Source organism: Burkholderia sp. Se-20373 (genome assembly GCF_017104705.1).
Taxonomy (GTDB): domain Bacteria; phylum Pseudomonadota; class Gammaproteobacteria; order Burkholderiales; family Burkholderiaceae; genus Burkholderia.
In genome coordinates this window covers 1-11,873 of record NZ_JAAGPH010000189.1, presented here as the reverse complement: position 1 = coordinate 11,873, position 11,873 = coordinate 1, and the positions used below count along the sequence as shown (strand labels likewise).

Annotated in this window: 7 protein-coding genes and 1 pseudogene; 2 read left to right on the top strand and 6 right to left on the bottom strand. The window is 68.8% G+C overall.

Translation table 11 applies throughout. From position 1 onward, the window contains the following. Positions 1-26: 26 nt before the first annotated feature. A complete protein-coding gene (locus G3N96_RS34645; RefSeq protein WP_206139983.1) occupies positions 27-1,826 on the bottom strand; it encodes an amidohydrolase in 1,800 nt (599 codons plus the stop codon). A gap of 144 nt (positions 1,827-1,970) precedes the next feature. Beyond that, on the bottom strand, positions 1,971-4,991 hold the full coding sequence (locus G3N96_RS34640) for a winged helix-turn-helix domain-containing protein (RefSeq protein WP_206139982.1): 3,021 nt from the start codon (positions 4,989-4,991) through the stop codon (positions 1,971-1,973). A 398-nt stretch (positions 4,992-5,389) separates the two neighbouring features. Here G3N96_RS34640 and G3N96_RS34635 point away from each other — a divergent pair, with 398 nt between their 5' ends. Then, positions 5,390-6,310: an AraC family transcriptional regulator gene (locus tag G3N96_RS34635; RefSeq protein WP_206139981.1), complete on the top strand. Its 921-nt coding sequence runs from the start codon at positions 5,390-5,392 to the stop codon at positions 6,308-6,310. A gap of 325 nt (positions 6,311-6,635) precedes the next feature. Here G3N96_RS34635 and G3N96_RS34630 read toward each other — a convergent pair whose 3' ends face one another. The 3 genes from G3N96_RS34630 to G3N96_RS34620 all read right to left on the bottom strand — a co-directional run bounded on the left by G3N96_RS34630 (position 6,636) and on the right by G3N96_RS34620 (position 9,565). After that, the gene (locus G3N96_RS34630; protein WP_206139980.1) at positions 6,636-8,525 is read right to left on the bottom strand and encodes an amidohydrolase; all 1,890 of its coding nucleotides are present in this window, start codon (positions 8,523-8,525) and stop codon (positions 6,636-6,638) included. Between the two features lie 19 nt (positions 8,526-8,544). Continuing rightward, positions 8,545-8,712, bottom strand: a complete 168-nt coding sequence (locus G3N96_RS34625) for a DUF1427 family protein (RefSeq protein WP_039362659.1) — start codon at positions 8,710-8,712, stop codon at positions 8,545-8,547. 166 nt (positions 8,713-8,878) lie between these two features. Beyond that, on the bottom strand, positions 8,879-9,565 hold the full coding sequence (locus tag G3N96_RS34620; protein WP_069250230.1) for a hydrolase: 687 nt from the start codon (positions 9,563-9,565) through the stop codon (positions 8,879-8,881). A 307-nt stretch (positions 9,566-9,872) separates the two neighbouring features. On the opposite strand from G3N96_RS34620, the gene G3N96_RS34615 reads away from it, so the two are divergent. Then, complete coding sequence (locus tag G3N96_RS34615; protein WP_206139979.1) at positions 9,873-10,154, top strand: XapX domain-containing protein; 282 nt, start codon at positions 9,873-9,875, stop codon at positions 10,152-10,154. Between the two features lie 322 nt (positions 10,155-10,476). Here the strand turns inward: G3N96_RS34615 and G3N96_RS34610 are convergent. After that, positions 10,477-11,814: pseudogene (locus G3N96_RS34610) on the bottom strand (alginate export family protein); the annotation flags it as partial. Positions 11,815-11,873 lie beyond the last annotated feature (59 nt).

Genomic DNA, 11,873 nt, shown 5'->3' with positions numbered 1-11,873 from the left:
AAGCTGGCGACCGCCCGATTCTCCACCTAGGCAAACACCCTTTCCCTACCCGCCGCTCTTCCGATCTCCGCCGCCGACGCGCGCGGACCGCCGTGTCCGTTCGCTCCGGGCGCAGGCGTGCCGCCGCCATCGGCGACCGGCGACCATCCGGGGCTGACGGGCGGCGGCGGCGGCGCGAGCGACGCAAATTCCCGTTCCGCGTGCACGACCTTGCCGTCTACGACCGTCAGCACCGACGACAGCTGCGGGATGCGCGCCATGTCGATCGTGAAATAGTCGTCGCTGAGCACCGCGAAATCCGCGTAACGGCCGGGCACCAGCGCCCCCTTGCGATGCTCGTCGGCGGAGAACCATGCGCTGCCGACCGTGTAGCGGCGCAGCGCCTCCATCCGGCCGAGCCGGTTGCGCGCCGGATACAGCATGGTGCCGCCGATGCTGCGCCCCGACACCATCCAGTACAGCGCGACGAACGGGTTGTAGCTCCCCGCGTCCAGCGCGCCGGAGCCTGCCCCGACCGGCAGCCCGGCCGCGAGCATCGCGCGGATCGGCGGCGCGCGCGTCGCCGCGGCCGCACCGTCGCGCGCGATGAACGCCTCGCCCTGGAACGCCATGCGCGGCTGCACGGTCACGCCGCCGCCCAGCGCCGCCACGCGCGCGATGTTCGCATCCGAGATCGTCTCGCACCGGTCGAAACACCAGCGCAGCCCGGCGAACGGCGTATCGCGGTTCACCGCCTCGAACACGTCGAGGAAGCGGCCGATCGACTCGTCGTAGGTCGCATGCAGCCGGAACGGCCAGCGGTGGCGGACCAGCAGCCGGACGACGGCGGTCAGTTCCGCATCGACCGACGCGGGCAGTTCGGTGCGCGGGTCGAGAAAATTCCCCAGATCGATCGCCGAAAACAGCAGCCGCTCGCCCGCGCCGTTCGCGCGCAGGAACGCATCGCCGTCGCCGGGCGAGGTCAGCGCGATCCACTGCGCGAAGTCGTCGATTTCCCGGCCGGCGTGCCGCGCGCCCAGCGCGTACGCGATGCGCGTCGTCAGTTCGCCGCGGCGTGCCAGCGCGATGACCGCCGCGTAATCGTCCGGATACGCCAGACCGTCGCCGCCGGCGTCGATCGCGCTCGTCACGCCGACGCGGTTCAGCGCGTGCATGAACTGCCGCGTCGAGTTGACCCGGTCGGCCGCGCCGAGCACCGGCGCACGCGCGAGCGCCGCGGCCAGCACGGCCGGATCGGAGCGTGCGAGCAGCAGCCCGGTCGGCCGCCCATGACGGTCGCGCCGCAATTCGCCGCCCGGCGGATCGGGCGTGTCGCGCCCGTAGCCGATCGCGCGCAGCGCGGCCGCATTCAGCCACGCGCTGTCGCCGAGATGCCGGACGAACACCGGCGTATCGGGTGCGATCGCATTGAGCTCGGCCACCGTCGGGCCGCGCTTTTCCGCGAACTGCAGCGCGGTCCAGCCGCCGCCCACGCGCACCCAGTGCGGTGCAGGCGTGCGCGCGGCCTGCCGATGCAGCAGGTCGAGCGCGGCGGCGAGCGACGGCACGCCGTCCCAGCGCAGTTCGAGGTTGAAGTGCATGCCGCCGCGGATGGCTTGCAGGTGCGCGTCGACGAGGCCGGGGATCACCGTGCGGCCGTTCAGGTCGATGCAGGTCGTGTCGCCGTGCGCATGACGCAGCACGTCGCGATCGTCGCCGGTCGCGACGATGCGCCCGTCCTTCACCGCCAGTGCGCTGACGAACGAGCGCTGCTCGTCCTGGGTCGCGATCTTGCCGTTGAAGACGACGAGGTCCGCCGCGCGCGCGGGTTCCGTCGCTCTAAGCACCGTCGGGCCTCCCGTGCGCATGCGCACGCCGCGCCGCGCCGCGCGTGCGGCGCATCGTCGAACGACGGAAACCCGCTGCGTCGCGCGCATCGGCACGCATCCCGCGATCGCGCAGTCGCGCGGTTGCCTGGAACGCGCGCATCGCTATGCGGCCTGCTGCGCCGCGTCGGCGGCGTCGTGGCGCGCAGGCGTGCGGGACGGCGGCGGCATGTCCTGGCGGACGAAATTCTGCACGCGCAGCAAGCGCCGCACATCATGCGCGCGCGAATGCGGATCGAAGTGCCGCGCGACGCCGGCGACCAGCGTCGACGCGTGCGCGGTGCGCCCGCGCTCGATCAGGTGATCGGCGAGATCCAGCGCGCCGCGCAGCGCCCACATCGCGGCGCCCTGCCCGTTCGCGGTCTGGATCGCCATCTGCAGATGACGATGGCCGTCGGCCTCGTACGCGAGCGCGACATCCGGGGCCGCGATCCGTGCCTGTTCGAGCATCGCGATACCCGTCACGCGCAGCAGTTCCGGCACGAACAGATGCTCGCCGTGCGCACGGCAGCGCGCGAGCGTCGCATCGAGCCGCGTGCGCGCCTCGCCTGCGCGGCCGACGCGCACGAGGCCTTCCGCATACGCGACGTTCAACGGGGCGAGCAGCCGCCGGAACCCGCTCGCCTCGACGCGCCGCAGCGCGGGTTCGAGCCGCGCGAGGCCCGCGCCGGGATGACCGGCCTGGATGTCGAACTGGCCGGTCAGGCATTCCGCGTGATTGCGCCAGATGTCGAAGCCGTGCGCGCTCGCGGTCGCGCGCAGCGTCGCGAGATAGTCGGACGTGATGTCGTGGTCGCCGTAGCGCAGGGCGATCGGCACGGCAGCCGCCCCCAGCACCACGCACAGCGCGAGCGCGGACGGGCCGCGGCGCGCGCACTCGACCGCTTGCCCGGCGATGCGCATCGCATGGTCGGGGTCGCCCTGAATCCACACGAGCCGCGTGAGCATCGTGCGCGCGAGCGTCGTCATGTCGACGCCGAGCGCGGCCTGCGCGCACGGCGGCTCGCCCACCTCGCCGAGTTCGGCCGTCGCCGCCTCGAGCCGCTCGCGCGCCTGCGCGTGCTCGCCGAAGTAGTGCAGCGACGTGGCGACCATCGCGTTGGCCAGGAGCCGCTGCGAGCGGTCGCCGCGCCGCTCGGCCGCGCGCTCGAAGCGCGTCGCGTAGCGCAGCGATTCGTGAATGTCCGACAGTGTCAGCATCGTATGCCACTGCCCGACCAGCGCGCGCGCATCGAACGTATCGTCGCCGACATGGGCGGCAAGACCGAGCGTGCGGTCCCACATCGCGGCCGCGGCCACGGCATCGCCGTCCGTATGCAGCAGCGCCGACGCGCAGGCCGCGCGCAACCGCATCTCACGCGCGGCATCGACCGGGTCGGCCGCGGCCGTGTCGAAAGCGTCGAGCACCTGGCGCGCGCGCGCCGCGCATTCGTGCATCCGTGCCGGCTCCAGCAGCGCGCGCGCCAGGCGGTCCGCTTCGGGCACGCGCGTGTCGTCGGCGGCCAGGACGAGCGCGTCGGTCGATGCATCGGCTGGTGCGTCGCTCGGCGCTTCCGTGACCGCATCGGCTGTCACGTCGTTCAATGCTCCGATGCCCACCTCCGCTGATGGGTCGTTCGGCGCTTCGGCGCCCCCATCGTCGCGGCGCGCGGCGTCCACGCGCGCCGCCGCGTGTTCGTGCTCGTGCCCGTGTTCATGCCCTTGCTCGTGCTCGTATCGTGCGTGACGCGCCGCGATGCGCTCGAACTCACCCTCGTTGTGCAGTTTTTCCAGCGCATAGGCGCGCGTCGATTCGGTCAGCCGGTACCGCGCCGATGCGCCGTGGAATTCGACGGTCACCAGCGACTTGGCGACCAGTTCGCCGAGCACCGCGATCATGTCCGAGGCCGATGTGCCGGGCTCCGCGGCGACCGCGTGCGCGGCATCGAACGTAAACGGCCCGATGAAGCATCCCATCCGGCGGAACAGCGCACGCGCGGCCGGGTCGAGCAGCACGTAGCTCCAGTCGAACGTCGCCCGCAGCGTCTGATGACGCGGCAGCGCCGAGCGCAGCCCGCCGGTCAGCAGGTTCAGCCGGTCGTCCAGCCGCGATGCGACGACCGCGAGCCCAAGCGTCGCGACGCGCGCCGCGGCCAGTTCGATCGCGAGCGGCAGCCCGTCGAGCCGCCGGCAGATATCGGCGATCAGCCGCGTGCCGGCTTCGTCGACCGGACAATCCGGTGCGGCCGTGCGAACCCGTTCCAGGAACAGCTCGACGGCGGAACAACGCACGATCTCGTCGATGCGCGCGTCGTCGCCGGGCACCGCGAGCGGGCTCATGCGCAGCACCGCTTCGGCCGAGATATGCAGCGGCTCGCGGCTCGTCACGAGTACGCGCAGCGAGCCGGCGCACGACGTCAGCGTTTCGACGAGGCTCGCGACGAGATCGACGATGTGCTCGGCATTGTCGAACACGAGCAGGTAGCGCGACGCCGCGAATGCGGCGCCGATGTCCTCGATGGCGGGCACGCGCCGCGTGTCCAGGCCGAGTTCGGCCGCGACGGCGATCAGCATGTCGGCACGCGTCCCCGCGCGCGCCAGCTCCACGAACAGCACGCGCTCGCGCGAGCGGCTGCGCACCGCGTGGGCCACGCGTACGGCGAGGCTCGTCTTGCCGATCCCGCCCGCGCCGACGAGCGTGACGACCGGCGTGCGTTCGAGCATCTCGACGATCTGCGCGATTTCGGCGTCGCGTCCGACGAGCGGCGCGGGCAGCGACGACGCACGGGCATCGGTCGGTACGGCGGCCGGTGCGGCGGCCGGCGTGTCGGCCGCGGGCATGCGTTCCGGGCCGGGCGACGCGCACGCGACCAGCAGGTAGCCGCGCCCGGGCACCGTCTTGATCAGATCGCGGCTCGTGCCGAGCGCCTTGCGCAGCGTCGCCACATGCACCTGAAGGCGGTTTTCCTCGACGATCAGCCCCGGCCAGACCGCGTCCATGATGTCGTCTTTCGACACGACCGCCCCGCTCGCGCGGTGCAGGACTTCGAGAATGTCGAGCGCGCGTGCACCGATGCGCAGCGACGCGCCCTGACGGCGAATGTCGCGCTGCTCGAAATCCACCGACAACGTTCCGATCTGGATCATGGCCGCCTCCGGGTCCCTCAGGATGACCGCCCGGTGAACGCGGCAGTCCACCCGGCAGGATGTCCGGCCCCGGCGCACCGTGGCGCCGGCCGGACACTGTTGAATTACGGGCTGAGTGTAGACGGGGGCGCGACGAAAATCTTGAAGGAAAATGCGCTGTGGGCGGCGGCCGGATCACGCGATCGGCGCATTCGCTTGCACGTAAAAGTAGGGCGCTATATTCTGCCGGGCCGCTCGCACGCTTGTCGTGACGGGCGATGCGGCGGCCGTGCGCCGTCATTGAAAGCAATTCGTCAGATTCGCGAGCGGACGTTTGTGCAAATTCATTTTGAATGTTCACATGCGTCGCTAAACTGGACTCGCCATGTCGCGCGCCGAGTCACTTGCCCGGGAATTTCATGTCAGACTCCGTTACCGCAGCGCCGGCGGTATCCCCGCCACCACCACCGAAGGACACGCTCGGCTGCGTGGCCAGCTTGCTGGCGAAGGACGTCGAGACCGCCACCGGCGGCCTGCGGCTTCACCGCAAATGCATGCGCGAAGCGCACGTGGAGCACATCGACATGCCCGCGTGCGACCGCGGCTTCCTGGTCGGCGTGTCGCTGGCCGCCGGCCATCGCCGCACGCTCTACGGGCGCGCCGGCGCGAGCGAGCGCCGGTTCCAGCATCACTCGATCTACATTCGCGATTTCTCGCGCCACTTCCATGCGGACCTGTACGGCAACTTCGACTTCGTGCTGGTCGAGCTGCCGCATGCGTATCTCGAGCGCGTCGGCCCGGAGCACGGCGGCCAGGCGATCGGCGGCCTCACGTGCCGCCCCGACGTGCGCGATCCGGTGCTCGGCCATCTCGCGCACGCGGTGGCCGACAGCCTCGACACGCCCGGCCCGCTGAACGCGCTGTTCATCGAGCAGGTGGGGCTCGCGATCGGCACGTACCTCGTGCGCCGTTACGGCAACGCGCGCACGCCCGAACTCGACCACAAGGGCAGCCTGTCGCCGGCGAAACTGGCGCTCGCGCAGGAGCTGTTGCTGGAGAAGGCGGATCTCGGCGTATCGATCGAGGAAGTGGCGGCCGAATGCGACCTGTCGCGCGGCTACTTCATCCGCGCGTTCTCGCGCACCACCGGCCGCACGCCGCACCAGTGGCTGCTCGAACAGCGCGTGACGCGTGCCCGCGAACTGATCGAGACGTCCGACATGACGCTCGCCGACATCGCGATTGCGTGCGGCTTCGCGGACCAGAGCCATCTGAACCGCGTATTCGCGAGGATCGTCGGCCATCCGCCCGGTGCATGGCGGCGCGCACGCTCGCGCTGAAGCGTCTGCGCGGTCGCGGTCGCGCGCCGACCGCCCGGCCGAGTGTTCAATCGAGGTTCATGCCGCCATCCGTCTGATCCGACAGATTGCGGCGTCAGCCCGCTCCCTCCACCTTTTGGGTGGAGGGAGCGGGCTCATCGCTTTATCCCGGTCGTCGTATCGTCACCGAATGGCGGGACGACGGCCAGCCGGGTCTCGTCCATGGTTGAGCACAGGTGGCGAGGACGAGCCAGCCGATCAGTCCCAGGGGCTCGAAAAAATGCGTCAGGGGCGATGAAGCGCGCGGACCCACGTCGCGGAGTCGCAATGGGTCCGCGTCGTCATGTCAGACCGCCCAGCAGGAACACCCGAACGCGCCCCAGAAGCCCTTTGCGTCGGACGTCGGTAGCGCACTCGCCCATGCACTCGCGTGCGCGTGCTGGTGAACGTTGCAGGCGTTCGCGCAACCGCACATCGCAGCGGCGGCCGCCCGTTGCAGCGGCGCGCCGGCGCGCTGCGTCGCGCCCCAGCCGCCATAGCCGCCGAACTCGCGCACGGGCGACCAGTCGGGCATCGCGGGCGGGATCGGCGCGTCGTACGACTGGAACGGCCCCGCGCCCCACACGATCTTTCCGTCCACGACCGTCAGCAACGCCGTCGTGCCGGCGATGTCGTCCTCGGCACATCCGAAGAAATCGCGATCCGGGACCACCAGGTCGGCCAACTGCCCCACCGCGATGCGCCCTTTCTTGCCCTCTTCGTTCGAGAACCACGTCACGTACTCGGTCCACATGCGCAGGGCCGTCTCCCGATCGAGCAGGTTGCGCTGCGGGTACATCCGCAGGCCGCCGACCGTCTTGCCGGTGACGAGCCATGCAAGCGACACCCACGGGTTGTACGACGCGACGCGGGTCGCGTCGGTGCCGGCCGAGACCTTGAGTCCCTTGCCGAGCATCTTCGCCACCGGTGGCGTGGCCTCCGCGGCTTGCGCGCCGTAGCGCTCGACGAAGTATTCGCCCTGGTACGCCATCCGGTGCTGCACCGCGATGCCGCCGCCGAGCGCGGCGATCCGGTCCATCGATTTCTCGGTGATGGTTTCCGCATGATCGAAGAACCAGTTCAGCCCGTCGAGCGGGATGTCCTGGTTCACCTTTTCGAACACGTCGAGCGCGCGGCTGATGGTCTCGTCGTAGGTCGCGTGCATGCGCCACGGCCAACGGTTTTCCGCGAGCACGCGCACGACGCCCTCGAGATCATCCTCCATCTGGTCGGGCAGGTCCGGGCGTGCCACGCGGAAGTCTTCGAAGTCGGCCGCCGAAAACGCCAGCATCTCGCCGGCGCCGTTATTGCGGAAATAGTCGGTGCCGTCGTGATACTTGACGCTCTTCGTCCAGTTCACGAAGTCTTCCTTCTCCGCGTTCGGCTTCTGCGTGAACAGGTTGTAGGCGATCCGGATCGTCATCTCGCCCGAGTCGTGCAGCTTGCGGATCACCTCGTAGTCGTCGGGATAATTCTGCGAGCCGCCGCCCGCGTCGATCACGCCCGTCACGCCGAGCCGGTTCAGCTCACGCATGAAATGGCGCGTCGAATTGTACTGATACTCGAACGGCAGCTTCGGGCCCCTCGCGAGCGTCGCGTAGAGGATCGTCGCGTTCGGGTTCGCAAGCAGCAGGCCGGTCGGATTGCCGGCGGCATCGCGAACGATGGTCCCGCCCGGCGGCTCCGGCGTGTCCTTCGTGTAGCCGACCACCCGCAGCGCGGCCGCGTTCAGCAACGCGCGATCGTACAGGTGCAGGATGAAAACCGGCGTGTCCGGCGCGGCGGCATTGAGCTCGTCGATCGTCGGGAGCCGTTTCTCCACGAACTGATGCTCGGTGAAACCACCGACCACGCGGACCCACTGCGGCGCGGGCGTCACGGCCACCTGGCGCTTGAGCATGTCCATCGCGACCGCGAGCGAGGGCACGCCGTCCCAACGCAGTTCCATGTTGTAGTTCAGTCCACCGCGAATCACGTGGCAGTGGTTGTCGATCAGACCCGGCAGTACGCCACGGCCGCCGAGATCGACCACCTTCGTCGCGCGGCCCGCGAGCGGCATCACGTCCGCGTCGCTGCCGACGGCGACGAAGCGGCCGGCGGCAATCGCGACCGCCGTCGCGACGGGGTTCGCGCGGTCGAGCGTCGTGAATCTGCCGTTATGCAGGATCAGATCCGGTTGGGTCACGGTTGCGGTCATAGGCATCACCTCTTGTTGATCAGAAGCCAAGCAGCTGTTTCACGGTGGGCAACGCTTGCACGCCAATCAGCATGCCGAGCAACCCGACCAGCGCAATCAGCGGCGGTGCGGGAGAGCGAACCTTGATGGCGCTGTAAATCACGCCGATCAGGAGGCCCGCACCAAGGGAAACCAGATAAGGTTCCATGCGATAAATCTCCCGGAAAATTCGAATGCGGCGGCCGTGTTCCGATCAGCCTGCCGCGGGCGGCATGCATGTTTCGGTCACGTCCGCCGCCCGCGCAAGGGAGCCAATGCGGCGCGTTCGCGTCGAACCCGCCGCACCGGCATCAGCGATCGCAGGCCGTCCGCGCTTACTTCGCCGGAACGGCCGGGATCGACTCGTGCGGCGTCGCGGTGCGCGGCGCGGCCTTGTGGACCATCGTGTACGCGTAGTCGACGCCCATCCCGTACGCGCCCGAATGCTCCTTCGCAATCGCCATCACGGCGTCGTACGTCTCGCGGTGCGCCCAGTCGCGCTGCCACTCGAGCAGCACCTGCTGCCACGTGACGGGCACGACGCCCGCCTGCACCATGCGCTGCATCGCGAAGTCGTGCGCAGCCTGCGTGGTGCCGCCCGACGCGTCGGCGACCATGTAGATTTCGTAGTCGCCTTCGAGCATCGCGCACAGCGCGAACGTCGTGTTGCAGACTTCGGTCCACAGACCGGACACGATCACCTTCTTGCGGCCGTTCGCGGCCAGTGCGTCGCGCACCTTCTGGTCGTCCCACGAATTCATCGACGTGCGTTCCAGCGTCTTCTGGTTCGGGAACACGTCGAGCAGCTCCGGATACGTGTGACCGGAGAAGCTGTCGCTTTCGACCGTCGTGATCGTGGTCGGGATGTTGAAGACCTTCGCGGCCTTCGCGAGCCCGACGACGTTGTTCTTCAGCGTCTGGCGATCGATCGACTGCACGCCGAACGCCATCTGCGGCTGCTGATCGATGAAGATCAGTTGGCTGTTGTGCGGGGTAAGTACTTCAAGCTTCGGGTTGCTCATGGCGGTGATGTCCTTTGACGCAGAGAAAAATGAGGCTCGCCGGGCCGACGAATCCGCGACGCGTCGAATACGCTGGTGCGGAAGACTCGGCAGCCGGCCTGCGTCATTCAACAGGCTAATGAACGGCCACACCAATTAATTGTTCTGATTCCCGCGACCTTCATGAATCCAGGCTGAAAAGATCTGAATTTCATTGAATGGACCCACAACGAACAGGCGGAACTGATAGGCTGACCCAGGACTTTCGGATCGACTCCAGATCGGTAGTTATCCATATTTTTCACTGCCGTCACGCCATTCCCGACCTATGAAACCGTACACTGCTTCGCTGTTCGCCGGCATCCTCGCCGGCATCGTTTATACGCTGATCGGCGTGCAATCGCCGGCGCCGCCCGCCGTCGCCCTGGTGGGCCTGCTTGGCATTCTGGCCGGCGAACAGATTCTTCCGCTCGCGCGACGGATGTTCAGCGGAATCCGGCTGGGAACCGCATGGCGCGACGCGAAGTGCAGCCAGCACATGTTCGGTGCGCTGCCGGGCGCCCATGCAGCTGACGCGGCCGCGAAGCGCCGCGAATCGACACCGCTGTGATGGGAAGGGTCGAGCGCATCCGACCAGGACGGTCGGGGCGCTCGCGTGTGTCTCGAGACGTTCGTCAATGGCCTGCGTGACGCCGCCGTTCCTGCGAACGTCCGCCGGCAGCATCATCGGCTGCTCGAACGACGTATGACGCGTGCTCCGCATCTGATCGGCACACCGACCCGGCATTCACCGAGATCGGCGCCATTTGCGACTTTTCCGATCAGCACCCTCTGAACGACGTATTGGCGCAGGTCGTTGGGCTAGCTGCCCCGTGCCCGGCGTCGTTCGGTTACAGGCGCGCCGCCCTGCAGAAGCGGCGGCGCGCGCCGCGTCACCAACCGAACTTCGCTTCCACGCCGACATAGTCGGCATTACGCGCACCCAGCGCGCGAATCGAATCGGCGAGCTGGAAGTGCACCGCCTCGACGGCCAGCGCCGTGTTCGCATTGACGAGCCAGTCCACGCGAGCCTGCGCGTACATCCCCGTCCACGCACCGCCCTTGCCCGCCGTGCCCGGCACGGCCGACATGCCCTGTCCGTAGATCGCATCGGCCGTCGTCTGCCGCCACTGGAAGCCGACGGCGGTGAGCACCGTGACCGAGCTGGCGGGCTTGAAGGTCAGCGAAGGCTTCACGTGGATCAGGTTGCTGTATCCGGTGTAACCGGCGAGCGTGAAGTAATAGCCGTTCGGAAACATCGGGTTGAACGTGCTCACGCGCCGGTCGCCCGGGTGAGCATCGCCCGACGCGCCGTCGACCTGGATCCCGATGCGCGGCGTGCCGGCCGTCTTCGCGAACGTATAGCCGCCCAGCGCGCCGAACGCCCACGCGCCCACCGTGTCCTGCCCGACGTGGCCCGTCTGCAGCATCGCCTCGACGTCCCAGTCGAGCCCGTCGGCCTTGCCCGCATAGCGCATGTCGAACACGTCGCGCCGCTCGGTGCCCGACGCATCCGGAAAGCGCGCGTTGTCGCGCGTGTAGCGCGACCAGTACGCGGACAGGTCGCCCGGCCCCGTGCCGTTGCGCTCGACGCGCACGCCGTCGAATCGCAGGTGCCGGTTCGACACGTCGTCGAACGCGGCCGCGTCGCGATACTGCACCGGGCGCGTCACGTAGCCGATCAGCCGCCACTTGCCGATTTCGTAATCGGCCCACAGTGCGTCGAACGCCTGCCGCACGTTCGGGCCGTCGCGCACCGACACGAAGCGCTGCAAGTCGAACGCCATCTCCTGCCGGCCGACCCGCGTCTTCAACGTGCCGGGGCCGATCTGGTCGACATACGCGACGAACGCCTGCTCGATGTCGAGCTGGTCCTTGTCGACCGGGCCGACCGTATTCTTGCCGAACGGCCGCGCATCGACGAACTGCACGAACGCCTGCAGATGGCCGCGATAGCGCAGGTCCGCATGCACGTTCGTGCGCTGGATCACGTAGTTGTCGTCGTGCGCGGAGCCGAGGCCGAACAGCGGCGCATTGTTCAGCTCGAAACGCTCGCGCAGGTTCGCGCCGAGCGACAGGTAGGTCGACGGGTCGTCGCCGAGCGGCACGTATTTCAGTGCGTCGAACGGCTTGCGCGGCACGCATGGATTCGCGAGCACCGACCAGTCCTCCTGCCAGCGGTTGAACAGCACGGTCGGACGCTTCGCGGTGCACGCCACGGCGGCGCTCGCGGCCGCCGGCCACCGGCCGCGGAAAGCCTGGGGTCAGGCGGGCAGCCCGAGCCCGGTCC

Bases quoted from the DNA above. Each gene is read 5' to 3' on its own strand.
- G3N96_RS34640 (WP_206139982.1), bottom strand. From the start codon at position 4,991: ATGATCCAGATCGGAACGTTGTCGGTGGATTTCGAGCAGCGCGACATT.
- G3N96_RS34630 (WP_206139980.1), bottom strand. From the start codon at position 8,525: ATGACCGCAACCGTGACCCAACCGGATCTGATCCTGCATAACGGCAGA.
- G3N96_RS34635 (WP_206139981.1), top strand. From the start codon at position 5,390: ATGTCAGACTCCGTTACCGCAGCGCCGGCGGTATCCCCGCCACCACCA.
- G3N96_RS34615 (WP_206139979.1), top strand. From the start codon at position 9,873: ATGAAACCGTACACTGCTTCGCTGTTCGCCGGCATCCTCGCCGGCATC.
- G3N96_RS34620 (WP_069250230.1), bottom strand. From the start codon at position 9,565: ATGAGCAACCCGAAGCTTGAAGTACTTACCCCGCACAACAGCCAACTG.
- G3N96_RS34625 (WP_039362659.1), bottom strand. From the start codon at position 8,712: ATGGAACCTTATCTGGTTTCCCTTGGTGCGGGCCTCCTGATCGGCGTG.